Annotated in this window: 20 protein-coding genes, 1 tRNA gene and 1 pseudogene; 8 read left to right on the top strand and 14 right to left on the bottom strand. The window is 68.1% G+C overall.

Going from position 1 to position 19,959, the window contains the following annotated elements:
* Nucleotides 1–64 precede the first annotated feature (64 nt).
* The 6 genes from rplA to NVV57_07335 all read right to left on the bottom strand — a co-directional run bounded on the left by rplA (nt 65) and on the right by NVV57_07335 (nt 3,579).
* Nucleotides 65–760 carry a 50S ribosomal protein L1 gene (gene rplA / locus NVV57_07360; GenBank protein ID MCR6712508.1) on the bottom strand — a complete coding sequence of 232 codons (696 nt, stop codon included), beginning with the start codon at nt 758–760 and terminating at the stop codon, nt 65–67.
* Nucleotides 761–835: 75 nt separating this feature from the next.
* A complete protein-coding gene (gene rplK, locus NVV57_07355; protein ID MCR6712507.1) occupies nt 836–1,267 on the bottom strand; it encodes a 50S ribosomal protein L11 in 432 nt (143 codons plus the stop codon).
* Between the two features lie 58 nt (nt 1,268–1,325).
* Nucleotides 1,326–2,108 (bottom strand): transcription termination/antitermination protein NusG, encoded by a 783-nt coding sequence (gene nusG / locus NVV57_07350; GenBank protein ID MCR6712506.1) that lies wholly within the window; start codon nt 2,106–2,108, stop codon nt 1,326–1,328.
* Nucleotides 2,109–2,135: 27 nt separating this feature from the next.
* Nucleotides 2,136–2,393 (bottom strand): preprotein translocase subunit SecE, encoded by a 258-nt coding sequence (gene secE / locus NVV57_07345; protein MCR6712505.1) that lies wholly within the window; start codon nt 2,391–2,393, stop codon nt 2,136–2,138.
* Nucleotides 2,394–2,444: 51 nt separating this feature from the next.
* Nucleotides 2,445–2,517: transfer RNA gene (locus tag NVV57_07340), tRNA-Trp, on the bottom strand.
* Between the two features lie 183 nt (nt 2,518–2,700).
* Nucleotides 2,701–3,579: a hypothetical protein gene (locus tag NVV57_07335; GenBank protein ID MCR6712504.1), complete on the bottom strand. Its 879-nt coding sequence runs from the start codon at nt 3,577–3,579 to the stop codon at nt 2,701–2,703.
* Between the two features lie 221 nt (nt 3,580–3,800).
* Between NVV57_07335 and NVV57_07330 the strand changes: the two genes are divergently transcribed.
* Complete coding sequence (locus tag NVV57_07330; protein ID MCR6712503.1) at nt 3,801–5,009, top strand: pyridoxal phosphate-dependent aminotransferase; 1,209 nt, start codon at nt 3,801–3,803, stop codon at nt 5,007–5,009.
* Nucleotides 5,010–5,065: 56 nt separating this feature from the next.
* Here NVV57_07330 and NVV57_07325 read toward each other — a convergent pair whose 3' ends face one another.
* The 3 genes from NVV57_07325 to NVV57_07315 are packed head-to-tail and all read right to left on the bottom strand — an operon-like array spanning nt 5,066 to nt 6,722.
* Entirely contained in the window at nt 5,066–5,584 is a 519-nt protein-coding gene (locus NVV57_07325; GenBank protein ID MCR6712502.1) for a hypothetical protein, read from the bottom strand.
* The gene (locus NVV57_07320) at nt 5,548–6,036 is read right to left on the bottom strand and encodes a hypothetical protein (GenBank protein ID MCR6712501.1); all 489 of its coding nucleotides are present in this window, start codon (nt 6,034–6,036) and stop codon (nt 5,548–5,550) included. The genes NVV57_07325 and NVV57_07320 overlap by 37 nt, the downstream gene beginning before the upstream one ends.
* Nucleotides 6,024–6,722 (bottom strand): hypothetical protein, encoded by a 699-nt coding sequence (locus tag NVV57_07315; GenBank protein MCR6712500.1) that lies wholly within the window; start codon nt 6,720–6,722, stop codon nt 6,024–6,026. The genes NVV57_07320 and NVV57_07315 overlap by 13 nt, the downstream gene beginning before the upstream one ends.
* Before the next feature lie 118 nt (nt 6,723–6,840).
* On the opposite strand from NVV57_07315, the gene NVV57_07310 reads away from it, so the two are divergent.
* The 6 genes from NVV57_07310 to NVV57_07285 all read left to right on the top strand — a co-directional run bounded on the left by NVV57_07310 (nt 6,841) and on the right by NVV57_07285 (nt 13,771).
* Complete coding sequence (locus NVV57_07310) at nt 6,841–7,680, top strand: ABC transporter ATP-binding protein (GenBank protein ID MCR6712499.1); 840 nt, start codon at nt 6,841–6,843, stop codon at nt 7,678–7,680.
* On the top strand, nt 7,677–8,480 hold the full coding sequence (locus tag NVV57_07305) for an ABC transporter permease (GenBank protein MCR6712498.1): 804 nt from the start codon (nt 7,677–7,679) through the stop codon (nt 8,478–8,480). The genes NVV57_07310 and NVV57_07305 overlap by 4 nt, the downstream gene beginning before the upstream one ends.
* Nucleotides 8,481–8,504: 24 nt before the next feature.
* Nucleotides 8,505–9,716, top strand: a complete 1,212-nt coding sequence (locus NVV57_07300) for a sensor histidine kinase (GenBank protein MCR6712497.1) — start codon at nt 8,505–8,507, stop codon at nt 9,714–9,716.
* Nucleotides 9,713–10,372, top strand: a complete 660-nt coding sequence (locus NVV57_07295; GenBank protein ID MCR6712496.1) for a response regulator transcription factor — start codon at nt 9,713–9,715, stop codon at nt 10,370–10,372. The genes NVV57_07300 and NVV57_07295 overlap by 4 nt, the downstream gene beginning before the upstream one ends.
* Nucleotides 10,373–10,498: 126 nt before the next feature.
* Nucleotides 10,499–11,242, top strand: a complete 744-nt coding sequence (locus NVV57_07290; protein MCR6712495.1) for an ABC transporter ATP-binding protein — start codon at nt 10,499–10,501, stop codon at nt 11,240–11,242.
* A gap of 3 nt (nt 11,243–11,245) precedes the next feature.
* A complete protein-coding gene (locus NVV57_07285; protein ID MCR6712494.1) occupies nt 11,246–13,771 on the top strand; it encodes an ABC transporter permease in 2,526 nt (841 codons plus the stop codon).
* On the opposite strand, the gene NVV57_07280 is transcribed toward NVV57_07285, so the two are convergent.
* Nucleotides 13,768–14,802: a UDP-N-acetylmuramate dehydrogenase gene (locus NVV57_07280; protein ID MCR6712493.1), complete on the bottom strand. Its 1,035-nt coding sequence runs from the start codon at nt 14,800–14,802 to the stop codon at nt 13,768–13,770. The genes NVV57_07285 and NVV57_07280 overlap by 4 nt on opposite strands.
* A 9-nt stretch (nt 14,803–14,811) precedes the next feature.
* Nucleotides 14,812–16,140, bottom strand: a complete 1,329-nt coding sequence (locus tag NVV57_07275) for an MFS transporter (protein MCR6712492.1) — start codon at nt 16,138–16,140, stop codon at nt 14,812–14,814.
* A 123-nt stretch (nt 16,141–16,263) separates the two neighbouring features.
* Between NVV57_07275 and NVV57_07270 the strand changes: the two genes are divergently transcribed.
* Nucleotides 16,264–17,322 carry a LacI family DNA-binding transcriptional regulator gene (locus NVV57_07270; protein ID MCR6712491.1) on the top strand — a complete coding sequence of 353 codons (1,059 nt, stop codon included), beginning with the start codon at nt 16,264–16,266 and terminating at the stop codon, nt 17,320–17,322.
* Between the two features lie 164 nt (nt 17,323–17,486).
* Here the strand turns inward: NVV57_07270 and NVV57_07265 are convergent, their stop codons facing one another.
* The 3 genes and pseudogenes from NVV57_07265 to NVV57_07255 form a co-directional block, all read right to left on the bottom strand.
* Complete coding sequence (locus NVV57_07265; protein MCR6712490.1) at nt 17,487–18,962, bottom strand: NCS2 family permease; 1,476 nt, start codon at nt 18,960–18,962, stop codon at nt 17,487–17,489.
* 63 nt (nt 18,963–19,025) lie between these two features.
* Nucleotides 19,026–19,456 (bottom strand): annotated as a pseudogene (locus NVV57_07260) (MaoC/PaaZ C-terminal domain-containing protein).
* Nucleotides 19,453–19,899, bottom strand: coding sequence for a MaoC family dehydratase N-terminal domain-containing protein (locus tag NVV57_07255; GenBank protein MCR6712489.1), 447 nt, complete (start codon nt 19,897–19,899; stop codon nt 19,453–19,455). Before NVV57_07255 ends, NVV57_07260 begins: the two are co-directional and overlap by 4 nt.
* Between the last annotated feature and the right edge of the window lie 60 nt (nt 19,900–19,959).

Raw genomic sequence — 19,959 nt, 5'->3', positions numbered from 1 at the left:
ACGGGAAACGCAAGGGCCCGGCCCCCCAAGAGCAGGGGCCGGGCCTCAAGCGTTGCAGCTCTGGTTACTCCGCCTTGGCGAGCGCGTCCACGGGGATGCCGGGGCCGGTCGTCGCGGAGATCGCCGCCTTGATGATGTAGCGACCCTTCGAGGAGGACGGCTTGGCGCGCAGGACCTCGTCGAGGACGGCCTTGTAGTTCTCGAGCAGCTTCTCGTCGCCGAAGGACGCCTTGCCCAGCACCGTGTGCAGGTTGGCGTGCTTGTCGACGCGGAACTCGATCTTGCCGCCCTTGATGTCGGACACGGCCTTGGCCACGTCCATCGTCACGGTGCCCGTCTTGGGGTTCGGCATGAGGCCACGCGGACCGAGCACGCGGCCGAGGCGGCCGACCTTGCCCATGAGGTCCGGGGTGGCGACAACGGCGTCAAAGTCCTGACGGCCGCCGGCCACCTCATCGATGAGCTCGTCGCCACCGACGATGTCGGCGCCGGCCTCGCGGGCGGCGTCTGCCTTCTCGCCGTTGGCGAAGACCAGGACCCTAGCGGTCTTGCCGGTGCCGTGCGGAAGGATGACGGTGGAACGGACCATCTGGTCCGCGTGACGAGGGTCAACGCCCAGCTTGAAGACGACATCGATGGTCGAGTCGGTCTTCTTGGAGGACGTCTTCTGCGCGAGGCGAACGGCCTCGAGCGGGGTGTAGAGCTGGCTGCGGTCAACGAGCTGTGCGGCGTCGTTGTAAGCCTTGGAGCGCTTGGTCATCTGCTTCTCTTTCCTGTGCAGTCGTGGGCAGTGGGTCAGCGCGACCCGTCCACTTTCTTTCTCTTGGGTGCGGCCTTAGGAGACCGTGATGCCCATCGAGCGCGCGGTGCCGGCAATGATCTTGGCGGCGGCGTCGATGTCGTTGGCGTTGAGGTCTTCCATCTTCTGGGCGGCGATCTCGCGCACCTGCGCCTCGGTCAGCGAGCCGACCTTCTGCGTGTGCGGGACACCGGAGCCCTTGGCGACGCCAGCGGCCTTCTTGATGAGCTCTGCGGCCGGCGGGGTCTTGGTGATGAACGTGAAGGAACGGTCTTCATAGACCGTGATCTCCACGGGGATCACGTTTCCGCGCTGCGACTCGGTGGCCGCGTTGTAGGCCTTGCAGAACTCCATGATGTTCACGCCGTGCTGGCCCAGTGCGGGGCCGACGGGCGGGGCGGGATTCGCCATACCAGCCTGGATCTGGAGCTTGATCAGGCCGGCAACCTTCTTCTTGGGGGGTGCCATTCTTGGGTCCTTACTTTCTTAGCTGTCGCGGCTGGCGGCCGCGGTGGCGCTGTCTCGACTAGATCTTCTGGACCTGGTTGAAGGACAGCTCGACCGGAGTCTCCCGGCCGAAGATTGAGACGAGAACGTGGAGCTTCTGGGACTCCACCGAGATCTCGGAGATGGTGCCGGGCAGCGTCGCGAACGGGCCGTCGATGACGGTGATCGATTCGCCGACCTGGAAGTCAACCTCGATCGTCTTCGCGGCGGCCGACGCTTCCTCACCTTGGGCGGAGGCCTGCACCTCCGGCGGGGCCAGCATCGAGACGACCTCGTCGAGGGTGAGCGGCACCGGCTGGTGGGCGTGACCCACGAAGCCCGTCACGCCAGGCGTGTTGCGCACGGCGCCCCACGACTCGTCCGTGAGGTCCATGCGGACCAGGACGTATCCGGGCATACGCACGCGCGTGATCTGCTTGCGCTGGCCGCCCTTGATCTCGGTGACCTGCTCCATCGTGACCTCGACCTGGAAGATGTAGTCCTCCATGTGGAGCGACTCGATGCGGTGCTCGATCGCCTGCTTCACGCGCTTCTCGTGGCCCGAGTAGCTGTGCACCACGTACCAGTCGCCTTCGCGAGCGCGGAGCTCGGCGAGGAACTCAGCGGCGGGGTCGGCGGCCTCCTCGGCCGGAGCCTCGGCGACGTCGGCGGCTTCCTCAGCCACAGCGTCGGGCGTCTCGACGACCTCTTCGGGGGCAGCGTCGGGCGTCTCGACATCGTCGGTGACGACATCGTCGGTGACGACATCGTCGGTGACGACATCCTCGACGTCCACGACGCCGTCTGCAGTCTGGTCAGACACGCGAATCTCTCCTAACAGTCGGCGGCCTTAGCCGCCGAAGACCTTGTCGGCAAGGAAGCCGAGAACGAAGTCGAAAACACCGACGATCAGCATCATCACCAGCACGAAGCCGAGAACGATCCAGATGTAGCGGAGCGTCTCCTCGCGCGACGGGGTGACGACCTTCTTGAGCTCGGCGATCACCTGGCGCACGAACAGCGCGATGCGTCCGAAGATGTTGCGGCGCTCGCTGTGCTTGCGGTGCGGGCCCTTCTCTTCGTGTTCCGTAACAGCGCTCTCGCTCACCGAACGTCCTTTGCTTGTGCTGAGTTGCTCTGCGGGAATCGCCCGCAAACGCAGGGCAGGAGGGACTCGAACCCCCAACCGTCGGTTTTGGAGACCGATGCGCTACCAATTGCGCCACTGCCCTTCGGGGGTTGGGCCCCGAGGCTCTCTTCACGTGTCACGGGGCTCGCAAGGGCGCGAACCATCATGACGAATGTCAATCGCCGACTTGCCAGTGTACGTGGTTTTGGGGCTGGATGCGAACGGGGGTCTGACAATCAAGGGGCGCTGGGACTGAAGGTGAGGTTGGGACCTGATTGGGGCCAGGTCAGTCAACACCCGCCACTCCAGTCCCTGAGACCCTTGATTGTCGCTGGCGCAGGGAGAGCATGCGCTTCACGTCAGCGGCGATCTCGCCTTTGGAGGCCAATGCCTCCGCACCGGTGTACCGCAATCTACTGAGGCCGAGCATCTCGCATACCCGGTCTCGCCTGCGGTCCTCGTTGAATGCGGCCTCATTGCCATGGAAGCTAAACCCGTCGCACTCGACAACCACGACGTGCTCCACGAGAAGGTCCGCGTGGCCGAGGCCCGGAATCTCGGCTTGGGGCTCCACTGCGAGTCCCGCCGCCAAGAGCTCAAGTCGCACTTTCGTTTCGCGGGGTGACTGCGTTCTTGGCTCGGCGTGACGTTCCAGCCAACGCAGTCTGTGCAGCGGCGTAGCCGAGAAGGCCGCGAGCTGCGGCTCGGTCAGGAGACCGTCGTGCATCGCAGCATCGATAGCGGCCAACTGAGTGAGCGGGGCAGCGCAGAGGCCGAGGTGGTCCAACACGGTCGCGACTGGCGCGACAACTCCCGGACTCACCGCGTTATCGGTCCGATGAAACCGCAGCCCCTCGCGAAGGCGCTTGTCGCCCTGGACGAATCCCCGGTGTGGGGGAATGGCGAGATGCAGTCCCGTGTAGGGCTCAAGGAGCGGGAGATCGAGCGCGCGCAGCGCACTCAGGCATGTCAGCTGAGCCGACATGACCTTCGCCTTGATGCGGCTCCAGGATGCGTCCGGAAGTGCGAAACAGCCACGGTGTGGTCGCAGCACCCTGCCGGCGGCCACGGCCGCCATCAGATCCTTGTCAGTCAGGCCGCACGCGAGCAGCTCCTTGCGCCTTGCGACCAATCCAAGGCTGGCGAGGACTGCGACGGGATCCATGGGAGCGAATCTGCCGGGACGGTGGGGCGGGCACAACCAACCTCAGCGCGAACTGGGGAGAACCTCCCGACCCCAGCCCCCTGTGGACGCAAGACAATCAAGGGTCTCGGTGACGGATGCAACTAGTGTGAACGAAACTTGGGGCCCAAGATGCCCCACCTGTCACTTCGGTCACCGAGACCCTTGGAAATCAACGAAGGCACCCGTGGAACAATGGCCGCATGACCGCTCCTGCTCGCCGAGTATCCGCACGCCTCGCCGCCATAGCGCCCTCCGCCACGCTCGCCGTGGACGCCAAGGCGAAGGCCCTCAAGGCCGCAGGCAAGAACGTCATCGGCTTCGGCGCGGGCGAGCCGGACTTCCCCACCCCGGACTTCATCGTCGAGGCCGCGGTGCAGGCTGCTAGGGACCCCAAGAACCACCGCTACACGCCCGCCACCGGCCTCCCGGAACTCCGCGAGGCCATCGCGCGCAAGACCCTCCGCGACTCCGGCTACGAGATCGACCCCGCCAACGTCATCGTCACCAACGGCGGCAAGCAGGCCGTGTTCCAGGCCTTCGCCGCTGTGGTTGACCCCGGCGACGAGGTCATCCTCCCTGCCCCGTACTGGACCACCTACCCGGAGGCGATCGCGCTCGCGGGCGGCACCCCCGTAGAGGTCTTCGCGGGCGCAGACCAGGACTACCTCGTCACTGTGGAGCAGCTCGAGGCCGCGCGCACCGAGCGCACCAAGGCCCTCCTCTTCTGCTCTCCAAGCAACCCCACGGGCGCGGTCTACTCCCCGGAGCAGACCAAGGCGATCGGCGAGTGGGCGCTCGAGCACGGCATCTGGGTGCTCACCGACGAGATCTACGAGCACCTCACCTACGACGACGCCGTCTTCTCCCCCATCGTCAAGCTGGTCCCGGAACTCGCGGACCAGACCGTCGTGCTCAACGGCGTGGCCAAGACCTACGCGATGACCGGATGGCGCGTCGGCTGGATGATCGCGCCCAGCGACGTCACCAAGGCCGCCGCCAACTTCCAGTCCCACCTCACGTCCAACGTCGCGAACGTCTCACAGCGCGCGGCTATCGCGGCGCTCGAGGGCGGCCTTGAGGACGTCCACCTCATGCGCAAGGCCTTCGACCGACGCCGCACCACCATGGTCGACATGCTCCGCGAGATCGACGGCGTGGTCTGCCCCACCCCCAAGGGCGCCTTCTACGCCTACCCCTCCGTCGAAGGCCTCATCGGCCGCACCATCTGCGGCCGCGACGTCACCTCGAGCGCGGACCTCGCGACCATCATCCTCGAGGAGGCTGAGGTCGCCGTGGTCCCCGGCGAGGCGTTCGGCCCCAGCGGGTTTGTGCGCCTCAGCTACGCGCTCGGCGACGACGACCTGGTTGAGGGTGTCGCGCGCATTCAGCGGCTTCTCGCGGAGGGTTGAGGGCGGTCTTGCGATCCGCTCGCGCGGACGCAGGAAGACGACGCGACAGCACGCGGTCAGGCGCGGTCCGCGTTCCAGTCCTGCGCCACGAACGCAGGGACGCGGGAAGCGAACTCGCTGACGAGCCGCGCGCGCCCGACGAGGTCGGCTTCGCCAACGGTCGCGTCATCCCACACCGCCACACGGTTGCCGTCGATGTGGAACGCGATGCCCGGCTCGGTCACGCCAACGAGCATCTCGATCAACGTTGGCTGCAGCATCGCGTGCGCGAACCGGGGGTCGTGAGCGCGCACCCTCCACGCCGCGTTGAACGCGGCCGACTCGACGTCAACATCCGCTCCGCCGAGGATCGCGAGCATGCGCTCCGAGAGCCCCTCCCGCACGAATGTCACGGGGGGCAGGGGTCGCTCGACCTCCACCCACACCACGCGCGACGTGAAGGTGCGAGCCCTGAGCCGACCGACGCCCACATCGCCGGACATGAAGGCCATGCCGAACGCCATGCCGTCGAGGGTTCCCGCCGCGCCCGGAGAGGCGATCAGCCGAGCGATGGATCCGAACGGGGGCGGGACCATCCCTCCTCGCCGGAGACCATGCGCGCGCGGTAGCGAGCAGAGAGTTCCCGCGCGGCACGACGCACCTCATAGGCCACCCGCCGCTGACGCCGATCCAGCCTCACCGTCGCCGCGATCGACACTGCGGCGAGCGCGCCGCCGGCCAAGACACCGCAGAGCAGCGCTGCGATTGTCCCCGTGGCCGCATTTCCGGACTCGCGCAACAGCGCGCCCAGGGCGCCCACGCAGAAGATGGTGAGGAACACTCCCGCCATCGTCAGCCCCTGCCACTGCGCCTTGACACTGCCCTCGCTGGAGAGCGCGCCGAGCGCAGCGGTGCGCCTGGCCGTCTTGGCGCTGAGCCCCGCGAGCACGGGGTCGCGCTCCGCCGCACCGTCGCGGCGCCGGTACAGCGAATCCGGCAGCGCGCCCCGCATCCCCACCGCCGTGCCGATGGCCTCTAGCGGGTCCAACTCGTCGGGGTCGTCGGAGAACGAGGTGACGCCCCACCCGTCAAAGATGATCGCGATGGCCCGCTCGCCGTGAGTGTTGAGGGCCGCGAGCAGAGGGTCCCCATCAGGCGCGCGAGCGCGCCCGCCTGATCCGCCCCTACGAGCCAGGCGTCGATGAGGTCGCCGTGCTGCACCGGCACCAGTTCGCCGGACACGGCGCGGGCCAGCTCGACGTCGAAGCTCGCCGAATAGAGGTCGAGCCGCGGCAGTTCCGCGCCATTCTGAACCCATCCCACTGTCAGTCCCCGCGGAATGCGCCCATCGCCGGCCGCGATGCCCCCAACGGTGGTGAGATCGGACGAAGAGGGCGCGCTCACGTAGGCGGGCGCGAGCGAACCGCCAACAGGGTTGGGCGCGGCAACGGTGGCCTGCAGCCGCTTGGAGCCAAACGTCTTGCGCAGCCGCGCCGCCGGGTCGGCAGGCCTATCGCTCGCCCGCCGCATCGCAATGCGCCGCACCCACACGGAGCCCAGCGCAGCCGCGAGCGCGAGCGCGAGCAGCGCAAGCGCCCAAAGGCGCCAGGCAGCGTCGTCGCTCTGTATGAACACCGCGATTGCCACCAGCAGCACGAACGGCGCGCTCACGAGGAGCACCACCCACAGGCAGCCGAGTCCGCCCCGAGGCTCCTGCTGAGAGTCTTGGGGCATGCGAAGAAACTACCAGCGCGGTCGCGCGCGGTAGGTCAGCGATCGGCCAGTAGAACGAGCTGCGAATCACCCGTGCGGACGACGACGGTTGCGCCAAAGCCCCGATAGCGTCGGACCTATGACAACCGCAATTGAGGTCACTGGGCTGCGCAAGCAGTACGGCGACAAGGCAGCCGTCGATGAGCTTGATCTGAGCATCGGCCAAGGGGAGGTCTTCGCGCTCCTTGGGCCCAACGGGGCGGGCAAGTCCACCACGGTCGAGATCCTTGAGGGCTTCCGGCAGCGCTCGGGCGGCGACGTCGCCGTGCTGGGCCACGACCCTGCCAAGCCCGTCCGCGAGTGGCGCGAGCGGCTGGGGATCATGCTGCAGACCACCTCGGACCAGTTGGCGCTCACGCCCCGCGAGGCCATCACGCACATGGGCCGCCTCTACCCGAACCCCAAGGACGCAAGCGAGCTGCTGCACGCCGTTGGCCTCGAGGAGAAGGCGGACGCGAAGCCCCGCACCCTCAGCGGCGGACAGCGGCGCCGCCTCGACGTGGCTCTCGCGGTGGTCGGCAGCCCCGAGCTCGTGTTCCTCGACGAGCCGACCACCGGCTTTGACCCGGAGGCCCGCCGCCAGTTCTGGACCCTCATCGAGTCGCTCAGGGAGGGCGGCACCACGATCGTGCTGACCACCCACTACCTCGACGAGGCCGAGCACCTCGCGGATCGCATCGCGATCATCAACGACGGCAAAGTTGCCGCGCTCGACACCCCGGCGGGCCTTCGCGCCCGCGCAACCGACGCGGTGGTGACGTGGAGGGAGAACGGCGAGCAGCGTCGGGCCGTGACACCGACCCCAACGGCAACCCTCCGCGAGCTCCTCGCGCGCACCACTGGCGAGGTCGCGGAACTCAGCGTCACCAAGCCGAGCCTCGAGGACGTCTACTTCGAGATCATCGGGGGTGCCGAATGAGCCGCCCAACCTGGACGTCCATCGCGGTGGACCGCACGCGCGTGGAACTCAAGGAGTTCCTGCGCTCGCGCGAGCAGATGATCTTCATCTTCGCGTTCCCCGTGTTCCTGCTCGTGGTGTTCGGGTCGATCTTCGGCAGCCAGGACGTGGGCGAGGGCGTGAGCTTCAGCCAGTACTTCCTCGCGGGCATGATCGCGAGCGGCATCATGAACACCGGCTTCCAGTCGCTCGCGCTGGGACTCTCCACCGACCGCGACGCCGACATCCTCAAGCGACTGCACGGCACCCCGCTTCCCACCACCGCGTTCTTCGCGGGCAAGCTGACGCAGGTGCTGTTCATCTCCGTGGTGCAGCTCGCCGCGCTGATTTGGGTTGGGGTCGCGTTCTACGACGTGGATCTGCCAACGACGGCCGACGCTTGGGTCACCTTCACCTGGGTGTTCCTGCTGGGCACGGCGGCGTCGGTTGCGCTCGGCATAGCGATGAGCTCGCTGTTGCGCAACGCTCGGGCCGGCTCCGCGATCCTCACGCCGGTCACCCTGTTCCTGCAATTCATCTCGGGCGTATTCATCGTGTTCACCGAGGTGCCGACGTTCCTGCAGCACGTGGCCTCAGTGTTCCCGCTCAAGTGGCTCGCACAGGGCATGCGTTCGGTCTTTCTGCCACCGGAGTTCGAGACGGCCGAGGCGAGCGGCAGCTGGCAGCACGGGATGACGGCGGTGGTCCTTCTGCTGTGGTTCGTGGTCGGCACCATCTGGGCGGTGCGCACGTTCCGCTGGCAGCGCCCAGAGGACCGCTGACGCGGCCGCGCCTAGGCTGAGGCGGTGAGAGTGAAGATCCCGCGGCTCGCGGACGCGCTCATCGCGGCGAGCGTGCTGCTGCTGACGGCGGTCAGCATCGTGGCGCGCACCTCCGAGCCGCAGGGTGGGCAGCGTGAGTGGGACGCGTTGGGGGTCGTGCTCATCGTTGTCCAGGTGCTGCCCTTGGTGTGGCGCCAGCGCTACCCCAAGGCCGTGGCGTGGAGCACCACCGCCGTTTGGATCGTGGTCCAGGGCCTCGGCTACCCCGATTCACTCGCGGTGATAGCGCCATTCATCGGCATCTACGGGCTCGCCGCCTACCTGCCCAGGCGCGCGGCTATCGTGCAGGCGAGCGTCATTGGCGCGCTGCTGCTCGGGTGGACCGGGGTCGGCCTGGTGTTCACGGACACCGTCGCGTGGCCTGCGCTCATGTCGGTCGCGTTCGGCACCGTGCTGCCGCTGCTGCTCGGGTTCGTGGAGCGCGACCGCGCGGAGCGAACCGCGGAGCTGGAGCGCGTGCACGCCCGCCAGGAGCAGGCCGCGGCGGACGCCGCCCGCACTGCCGTCGCGACCGAGCGCGCCCGCATCGCGCGGGAGCTCCACGACGTCGTAGCGCACGAGATGACCGTCATGACGCTCCAGGCGGAGGGCGCTCGCCGCCTCGCCGCCGACGCCGACCCCCGCATCGCCGAGGCGCTCACCACCATCTCCGCGGCCGGCCGCAGCGGTCTCAATGAGATGCAGCGCATGATCGGGGTGCTCAGGGCCGACGCCGCCGGCACCCAAGGCCTGACGCCCGCCCCCTCGCTCGCGGACGTCCCGGCGCTCGCCCGCCAGGTGCGCGAGGCCGGCATGCCCGTGCGGCTCGTCATCACGGGCGACGCCGCGGTGCCCGCGGGCGTGGAGCTCAACGCGTTCCGCATCATCCAGGAGGGGCTCACGAACGCGCTGAAATACGCCGGCCCTGGCGCCTCCGCCACCGTTGAGGTGCGCAAGGCCCCCGATTCCGTCACCATCGAGGTACGGGACGACGGCCGGGGCGCCTCCGCGGATCCCTCGCCTTCGGGAGGGCACGGCGTGGTGGGGATGCGCGAGCGCGTGGAGGCGCTCGGCGGCGCCTTCGACATTGGGCCGGCGGCGGGCGGCGGCTACCGGCTGAGGGCCCTGCTGCCGACGATGCGGCCGCTGCCAGGCAAGACCCGCGAGGTCGGCACTCTCACTGGGGGTGAGTCGTGATCCGCGTTGGGCTCGTGGACGACCAGGCGATGGTGCGCGCGGGCCTGCGCATGATCCTCGAGTCCGAGCCGGACATCACCGTCTGCGGCGAGGCAGGGGACGGCACAGAGGCCGTGGCGCTCGCGACCTCCACCCACCCCGACGTGATCCTCATGGACATCCGCATGCCGGAACTCGACGGCATCTCCGCCGCGCGAGCCGTGCTCGCCGAGTGCCCAAACGTGCGCGTCGTCATCCTCACCACCTTCGACGACGATGAGCACGTCTACGAGGCGCTGCAGCTTGGCGCCTCGGGCTTCCTGCTGAAGAGCGCGGACGGCGACACTTTGGTCAACGCGGTCCGCGTGGTCGCGAGCGGTGAGGCGATGCTCGCTCCCGAGGTCACGAGGCGAGTGATCGAGCGGTTCTCAACCACAGCGTCGGGCCGTGTGCCCATCCAAGCGCAAGAAATAGGCGACCTCTCCGATCGCGAGCTGGAGGTGCTGCGGCTCATGGCGCGCGGGCTGTCCAATACCGAGATCGCGAGCGAGCTGTTCGTGTCCGGGACCACCATCAAGACGCACGTGAGCCACATCCTCACCAAGCTGGGCGTGCGCGACCGCGTGCAGGCGGTGGTGGAGGCGTACGAGTCGGGGATTGTGGTTCCGGGCGCGTAGCGCAAGGCGCGAATCCCTTGGGGGGCGTCCCCCATGCGAACGATCGGTGAACCATCCCCGCGGACGATAGCCCGCGGGCACGGCGTCGGACAGACTTGACGCAGCACACCACAAGAGGAGTTTCTGATGAGCGCACCAGCACAGATCGAGATCGCCGCGAGCATGCGCGGCGGGTACAAGGACTACGGCTCCGGCGAAGCGGCGGTTCGCGCCCTCAACGGCATCAACGTGGACATGGCCAAAGGCGAGTTCACGGCGATCATGGGCCCCTCTGGCTCCGGCAAGTCCACGCTGCTGCACACGCTCGCGGGCCTCGACCGGCTCACCGCCGGCGAGTCCACGATCTCGGGCACGGTCATCACCTCGCTGAGCGAGGCGCAGATCACCCAGGTGCGCCGCGACCTGATCGGCTTCGTGTTCCAGTCCTTCAACCTCATCCCCTCGCTCACCGCGAAGGAGAACATCACTCTGCCCATCGACATCGCAGGCAACAAGGTGGACCCCGAGTGGTTCGACGAGATCATCGGCATCCTGGGGCTCGGGGACCGTCTCACCCACCTGCCCGCGCAGCTTTCCGGTGGGCAGCAGCAGCGCGTCGCGGTGGCGCGCGCGCTCGTCTCGCGCCCGCAGATCATCTTCGCGGACGAGCCGTCCGGAAACCTCGACGCGCGCTCCGGCGCGGAGCTGCTCGGGTTCATGCGCCGTGCCGTCAAGGAGTTCGGCCAGACCATCGTGATGGTCACGCACGACCCGACCGCGGCGTCGTATGCCGACCGCATCCTGTTCCTCGTCGACGGCGTGATCGTCGACGAGATGCGCGAGCCGACCGCCGAGAAGGTCCTCGACCGCATGAAGCAGATGGGGCGCTGACCCGTGTTCAGACTTGCCGTCAAGTCCGTCCGGCAGAAGCCGGGACGGCTCATCCTCACCGCGATAGCCGTGGCGCTCGGCGTGTCACTCGTGGCCGCGACCTTCACGTTCACCGGCTCGCTCCGCAATGGCTTCACGAAGCTCTTCACGGACATCTACGCCGGTCAGGACATCATCGTGGAGCAGGACCCCAACGCGAGCGTTGGCGGTGATCAGCCCTTCCAGGAGGGTGACGCGATCTTCACAGCCGACGACGTGGCCGCCGTGCAGGCGGTCGACGGCGTCGAGAGGGCCGTCGGTTCCGTGCAGGTGCAGGCGACCATCATGCCTAAGGACCCCGACGCTGCGCCCACCTTTGGCGGCGGACCCACCCAGCTCTTCAACTGGTCTGGCGACCCACAGCTGGATCGCTCCACGATCGTCGACGGTCACGGGCCCGAGGCGGACGACCAGATCGTCATGGACATCGACTCGCTCACGCGGCTCGGGTACGCGATAGGCGACGCGGTTAGGGTCGCTGCGTCCGACGGCGTCCACGAGTTCACGTTGGTGGGCACCGTCCGATTTGGGGACGACAACAACCTTCAGGGCGCGACCCTCGCGTACATCACGGACGCCGCGGCGCACACGCTCACGGGCGAGCCCGGCTTCCAGGGGATAAGCATCGTCACCAAGGACGGCGCCGACAATGAGGAGGTCGCCGCCGCGATCACCAAGGTGCTGCCGGAGGGCACACACGCTGTCACGGGCCGACAGAAGGCCGACGACCTCATGAGTCAGTTCGACACGATCTTCAACTACATCAACATCTTCGCGATCGTGTTCGCCCTCGTAGCGCTCTTCGTTGGCGCGTACATCATCGTCAACACGTTCCGCATCATCGTGACGCAGCGGACCCGGGAGTTCGGGCTGCTGCGCGCGATCGGCGCCACGGGCAGCCAGGTGCGCACCACGATCCTGCTCGAGGCCGTCATCGTGGGCATCGTGGCGACCACCGTTGGCATCGGCATCGGCTACCTGTTCGCCCTGGGCGCCACGGCGCTTGTGAAGCTGCTGGGCGCCGACATCTTCGGCGCGGTTGGGCTGCCTGTGGCCGGCGTGCTGTGGAGCTACGTGCTCGGCATGCTGGTGACGATCGGCGCGGCGATCGCGCCGGCCATCCATGCCTCGCGGATCTCCCCCATGGAGGCGCTGCGAGAGGCCGCCACGGACTCCCGCAAGCCGCTTGGACGGCGCAACATCGTTGGCGGGGCGATGCTCCTGCTCGGCGCGGTCGCGGTGGCGACGGGCCTGTACGCCTCGCTCGACCGGCCCTACATCTATGTGGGCGTTGGCGCGGTGCTGCTGATCCTCGGTGCCACGCTGCTCGCGGCGCAGGTACTGGTGCCGCTCGCCTTTGGCCTGCGGGGCGTCCTCACCGCGTGGATGGGCGTCGACGGCAAGCTCGCGGCGAACAACATCCACCGCGAGCCGCGACGCTCCTCCAACACGGCGGCGGCGCTCATGATCGGCGTCATGCTGCTCGCGCTGACGGCTACCTTCACCGAGTCCCTCAAGTCGCTCGTCACGAGCGAGTTCAGCCAGATCAAGGCCGAATTCTTCATGGTTGACGCGCAGGGCTTCGTGTCGCCGGACGCGGTCAAGCTCGTCGAGGACACGCCCGGCGTCGACTTCGTCGCGCCGCTTGGGCTCGGCTACGTCAAGTACGAGGGCGAGACGTACTCCGTCGGCATCACCGACCCCGACCTCGCCGTGCAGGTGTTCGACTACGACACCACACCCGAGTTCACTGCTGTCAAGGGCGGCGTGTTCATCGACTCCACCATCCAGGCGCTCGGCGTCAAGGTCGGCGATCACGTGGAGCTCACCGGTGAGGCGGGCACCCAAGACCTCGAGGTCAAGGGCCTGTACAACGCCGACGGCGACGCGAACTTCTTCGTCGATTGGGACACGGGTGAGTCGCTCGTCGGCGACGTCGACATCGCCCAGGCGCAGGTCAAGCTCGATGACGGCACCGATGTGGACGAGATGCAGACCACCCTCACGGACGCGCTCTCAGAGAACTTCCCCACGGTGATCCTGCAACGGCCCGACCAGCTGGCTCAGCTCGCGTCCACGGCGATCGACTTCATCCTCGCGACCATCTCCGCGCTTCTGATGGTGGCGCTGCTCATCGCGCTGCTCGGCGTGGCGAACACGCTCCTGCTGTCCGTCACTGAGCGCACCCGCGAGATCGGCCTGCTGCGCGCTGTGGGTGTGAAGCGCAGCTCCGTGTGGCGGATGGTGACCATCGAATCCATGGTGATGGCGATCTTCGGCACCATCCTGGGCATGATCCTTGGCGTCGGCCTTGGCTCCGCCTTGGTGCTGTCGCTCAAGGATCAGGGCTTCGATCGCGTTGCGATCCCGTGGGTCTGGCTGGCGGTCTACACCGTGCTCGCAGCCATCGCGGGCGTCCTCGCGGCCATCTGGCCCGCGTGGCGAGCGTCCCGCCTGGACATCCTCCAGGCAATCGCCGCCGACGGCTAGGGAACGACCACCGGCTCGGGCGTGAGGGCTATCCCCCACGCCCGGGCCACGGCGTCCTGCACGTGCGCCGCGAGGTCAAGCAGCTCGCGAGCGCTCGCACCACCGCGATTGGTCAGCGCGAGCGTGTGCTTCGTCGAGATCGCGGCTCGCGATCCGGGCAGCGCAAAGCCCTTCTCGATCCCGGCGTGCTCGATGAGCCACGCCGCGCTCGTCTTCACCATTCCGCCCGACGCTGGGTAGCGGGGGGCGCCCTCCGGCACCTGGTCTGTGGTCACCACAGGGTTCGTGAAGAACGATCCCGCCGACCAGGTGTCGTTGTCCTCCGAATCCAGCACCATGCCCTTGGACCCTCGCAGCGCCAGCACCGCCTCGCGGACCGCGGAGATCGGCGCCTTGTCCCCCACCTCGATCTCAAGCGCCGACGCCAGCTGCGCGTACCGCACGGGCGCCGAGAGCGAACCGAACCGCGTGTGCACGGTGACGTCCAGGACCACGTACCGCGGCGTCGGGCCGAATGGGGCGGCAAGCGAGCGCTTGAGCACTGAGTCGCGATAGCCGAAACCCAGCTCGATGAGCGTGAGCGTGCGGACGGCGCCCTTCTCGCGGTCCCACACGCGAACGGCAGCGAGGGTGTCGGAAAGCTCCGCGCCGTACGCGCCGATGTTCTGCACGGGGGCCGCGCCAACGGAGCCGGGGATGCCGCTCAGGGCCTCGAGCCCCACCCACTCCTCGGCGACGGCCCGCTCAACCACGGCGTCCCACACCGTGCCCGCGGTGGCAGTGACGGACACGCCCCCGCAGAAGCCGTCGTCCTGGATGCGCACGTCCCGCCGCGCGTCGCGAAGCACGAGTCCGTCGAAGCCCGCGTCGCCCACCAGCAGGTTTGAGCCCCCGCCGATCACCAGCAGCGGCACGCCGTCAGCGTCGGCCCCGCGCACGGCCTCGATGAGCTCGGCCTCCGTCGCCGCCTCTTGAAAGCGCGCGGCCGGTCCCCCCACCCGGAGGGTCGTGAGCTCGGCGAGGGTGGTCATGGGGACAGGCTAGCGGGGGTCCTGAAACTCGTCGGGGATGCCGTCGGCGTCCCTGTCCTCCTCGTAGCGCACGGCGTCCGTCTCTATCGCCGACGTTCCGCTCACCGTTCGCGCCAAGGCCCGGTGGGAGCGGAATAGCGGGCCTTGCGTGCGAACGGCCCGCGCGATCGCGAACGAGAGCACGGCCGCGGCGCACGCGATCGTAAGCGCCTTGCGCAGCTCGATGACGTCGCCGAGGTGCCCGATGACCTGCGGCATGATCAGGCCCGCGACGGTGGAGAAGGACGAGACGGCGGCGACGCGGGCCGCGGCCTTGGTGGGGTCGTCGGAGGCGGCGGAGAAGCCGATGGGCACGCCAAGGCCCGCGCCGAGGCCCCACAGAATCATCGCGACGGGGACGGCCCAGAACACTGGCGTGAACGCGAAGACGAGCACGCCTAGGAACACGAGCACCGCCGATACCCGCAGCGAAACCACGCGCCCGACGCGGCCGATGATGTGCGCGCCGAAGCCGCGGGTGGTCACCATCGCCACCACGAACACCCAGTAGGCGATGTCGCCGATGGCCTCGGTGGTGTCGAACGCCTGCACCACGGCGAGCGACGACCACTGGGCTGCGGCGCCCTCGATGGTGGACGCCGCGAACACGATGAGGCCGATGAGGATCACTCGGCGCTCGCGATACTCGTCGCGGGCCGTCTTGAAGGGGCCGCCGATGCCCGTGGGCGCGCCCGCGGGGTCGGGGGCGCCGCGCACGACCGCGGCGGGGATGATCGCGAGCCGGAACGCCGTGAGTGCGAGCGCGACGCACGCGAAGTGCACCGCGGGAGACACCCCAAAGTGCGACACGAGCGCACCAAAGGCGATGCCGATGGCCATGCCCACGGAGAACGAGGCGTGGAAGTGCGGCATCACCGCGCGCTTCATCCAGTGCTCCACGTTCGCGGCCTCGGCGTTCATGGAGACGTTGGTGAAGGCGAAGGCGAACGACACGAAGAACTGGCCAAACGCGAACCAGAACTGCGAACCCGCCGCCGTGGACCACGCGACCGTGAGGAACGCCGCCAGGTAGACGAACGACGACCACCACAGCACGCGCTTGGTGCCGAACTTCGCGACCACCCAACCCGTGACGGTGAGGGCGGCCAGCGCGCCGACCGCTCCCGCGAGCATGAGCAGGGCGAGCCGCCCCGTCGTCACATCGAGGAGCTTCGCCACACTGGGAACGCGAGACACGTACGTGCTGAGAAGCACGCCCATGAGCCAGAACAGGCCGAGGACCCCGAGTCGGGCGCGGGCGACTCGCTGAGGGCTCGGATCGACGGTCGCGATACTCACGGTTCATTCTCTCGCATGAAAGGGCCCCCACTGACCGCTTGGTAGGGTTGCCTTCAATCGTTACGAATTCGCTGGCTGGTGCCGCTACGCTTGGGCCAAACGCTACGTTCAAAGGGGTACGGCGTGTCGAAGCTCAAGAAGCCGACCATGGCAGACGTTGCCGCTCGCGCGGGCGTGTCGCTGTCCACGGTGTCGCTGACCTACTCGGGCGCCGGTCCCATCTCACCCGACACCAAGGCCCGTGTTGAGCGGGCGGCGGAGGAACTCGGGTACGGCGGTCCGTCCCCGCAGGGGCGCGCGCTGCGCTCTGGCCGTTCCGGCATCGTCGGCGTGGTCATCCACGAGAAGTTCGCCCGGTCATTCCGCGACCCCCTGAACCTGCGCATCCTCGACGCCCTCATCGCCGACTTCGGCGCCATGGGCGTTGGCGTGCTCCTCATCCCGCAGCCCACTGGCGAGGAAGGCGAGCGCACGCTGCTCGACAACGCGGCCATGGACGCCGTGGTGGTGCTCCGCGTCCGCGACCACGACGAGCCCGCCCTCGCGATCGCGCGCAGGCGAGGCATCCCGCTGGTCGTGATGGAGGGCCCTGCGCCCGAGGGTGCGGGATCGCTCGACATCGACGACACCGAGGCCACCGTTCGCCTCATCAGCCACCTTCGCGAACTGGGGCACGAGCGCATCGGCACCATCACGCTGCCGTTCGGCGTGGAGGGAGACACTCGCGTCATCACGCGCGCCGAAACCTCGCGGGCCGCATGGACGCCCATCCACCACCGCCTCGACGCGTTTGAGCTCGCCGGAATCGAGCCGTGCGTGATCATCGAGTCTCACGCGTCGATGGTCGAGGACGGCATCGCCGCGGGCCACCTCGCGCTCTCGCACCCCTCGAAGCCCACGGCCATCGTGTGCCAGTCCGACCTCCTCGCAGGAGGCGTGATCCTCGCCGCCAGGGAGCAGGGCATGTCCGTCCCCGACGATCTCTCCGTCACCGGCTTCGACGGCCTCGACCTGCCGTGGGTGACGCCGCATGAGGTCACAACCATGAAGCAGGACGGCGCCGCCAAGGGCCGCGTGCTCGCCGCCGAGGTCAAGGCGCTGCTCGAGGGACGTACGCCGGAGCGGGTGCTCATGCCGCTCGAGTTCCGCCGCGGCAACACCACCGGGCCCGTCCCGGCGTAGCTTCTTGGGCGGCGCGTAGCCTCCTGACGGACGTTTCGCGCAGGCGTCCCTCGCTTCGCGCCCTGCCCGGCCCGACGCTAAGGCGAGCCGCGTACGGCCGTCACCACGGCGTCGGGCAGGCAGAAGGGGCGCCGCCCGCGAAGGCGACGCCCCTTCCGCACTCCCTAGTTGATGAGCGTGTCGAGCCCGACCATGGAGAAGTAGACGACGAACGCCGCCGCGCCAACCCACATGAGCGGCTTGATCTCCTTGATCTTGCCGGTGAAGGCGTTGATGACCACGTAGGACACGAAGCCGAGGCCGATGCCCGCGGAGATCGAGTAGCCGAACGGCATCGCGATGATCGTGAGGAACGCGGGAACCGCGATGCGGTAGTCGCGCCAGTCAAGGTCAACCGCGGTGCGCAGCATCATCAGACCCACGAGCACGAGCACGGGGGTCGCGGCCTCGAACGGCACGATCTGCGCGAGCGGGGCCAGGAACACGGCCACGAGGAACGCGAGTCCGGTCACGATGGACGCGATGCCCGTGCGGGCACCGTCGCCCACACCGGACGCCGACTCGATGTATGCCGTGTTCGACGACACCGACGCCGCACCACCGGCCATGGCCGCCACCGAGTCGACAACGAGGATCGCCTGCGAGTCCTCGGGGATGCCGTCCTCGTCGTTGAGCTCGGCCTCCTCGCCAACGGCCGTCATCGTGCCCATGGTGTCGAAGAAGTCGACGACGAGCAGCGAGAAGACGATCAGCAAGACCGTGACGAGAGCGGGCCCGTGCGTGAAGGGACCCGTGATGGAGAACTGGCCGAGGAGGCTGAAGTCGGGAACGATGTCCCACTTCAGTCCATCGAACGACGGCACCACGAGCGACCAGCCGCGCGGGTTTTCGAGCACAGAACCGAGGTTCGCCACGGCCTCCACGATGAACGCGAGCACCGTGCCGACCGCGATCGTGATCAGCAGCGCGCCGTGAACCTTCTTCACCAGCAGGATCGCGCCGAGCAGGATGCCGAACACGAAGATCACCGACGGCCAGCTGTTGAAGCCGCCGCCGACGCCGAACGAGCCGGGGGTGGCGCCGCTCGAGTCGTCGAGAACTAGGCGCGAGTCCCAGAACGCGATGTACGCGAGGAACAGGCCGATGCCGGCCGCGATGGCCTTCTTGAGCGCCATGGGCACCGCGTAGAGGAACTTGAGGCGCAGCTTGGTCAGCACCAGGATGAGCACCACCGCGCCCTCCACGATGATGAGGCCCATCGCCTCGGGCCACGTGAACAGGCCGCCGCCAACGAGGCCGAACGTCACGTACGCATTGAGGCCGAGGCCCGCCGCGATCGCGATGGGGAATCGCGCGAGCGAACCCATCAGGATCGTCATGATGCCCGCGACGAGCGCCGTCGCCGCCGCGACAGCTACGACATTGGGGCCGTCAGGGCTTCCGCCGATGAAGTTGCCATCCTTGTCCGGGACAGTGCCAAGGATGATCGGGTTGAGGACCACGATGTACGCCATCGTGAAGAAGGTCGTGAGTCCACCACGGAACTCACGACCGATCGAGGATCCCCGCTTGGAGATCCGGAAGTAGCGATCGAGCCCGGTGACGGGCTCGGCCTTCTCCTCTGTTTGTGTTTCTGCCATGCCGGAATACTGGCAGTAAACAGATGGTGAACGCGCGCTGAGAGGCGCAACTCGCCGCGAAACTTACGCGCAGGCGACGAGTGCCTGCGCCTTGCCCAGCACCCGGACCCCCTCAAACTCCACATTGACGTCAATTCGGGCGGTGTTGAGCTCCGGATCGAGCGCCCCGACCGTCGCCGTGAACTTCACGGTGGCCGTCCCGGGATTCGGCACCGCGATGGGCCTAGTGAAGCGCGTCTGGAAGTCCTGGACGTTGCCGGGGCCGCCCACTCCTCGACCACGGAGGCCGCGGTGCCCATGGTCAGCATGCCGTGCGCGATCACGCCGGGCAGCCCAACTCCCTGAGCGAACACGTCGTTGTAGTGGATGGGGTTGAAGTCACCAGAGGCCCCGGCGTAGCGCACCAGGGTGTCGCGCGTGAACTCGACCTCGCGAGTGGCCACGACCTGGCCCACCTCGAGCCCGGCAAAGGTCGGCAGGTTCTCGTCGCTCATGCGTCCTCCCTCACGGCAAGCGTGGACAGCACCGTCGCGACCGGGTTGCCGTCCGCGTCCTCAAGCTCGGCGCGAGTTGTCACCATCGAGATGCCTGCGCGCTGCGTGATGTTGTCGATGTGCACGGTGGTGGAGATGACGTCGCCGGCGACGATGGGCCGGTGGTGGGTGAACCGCTCGTCCGCGTGCACCACCTTGGAGAAGTCGACTCCCACCTCCGGGTCCACCACCACGTGAAACTCCGCGCGCTGGGCGATGATCACCGCGAAGGTGGTGGGGGCCACCAGGTCGTCGTAGCCCTCCGCTCGTGCGGCATCGGGGTTGAAGTGCGCGAAGGAGTTCGCGTCAACGGCGTCCGCGAACTCGCGGATCTTGACGCGGGTCACCTCGTAAGGCTCGTGAGGGCCGTAGGCGCGGCCAACGGCGTCGGGATTCACTGGCACGGTTCTACCCTACTGGGGCCTGCCCGACGCCGTGGCCGGGTGGCGTACGGAAGCCGGCCA

The organism is Demequina sp., assembly GCA_024707205.1.
Classification (GTDB): domain Bacteria; phylum Actinomycetota; class Actinomycetes; order Actinomycetales; family Demequinaceae; genus Demequina.
Note: the sequence above shows the minus strand (reverse complement) of the source record. Positions and strands in the feature narration are given on the sequence as shown.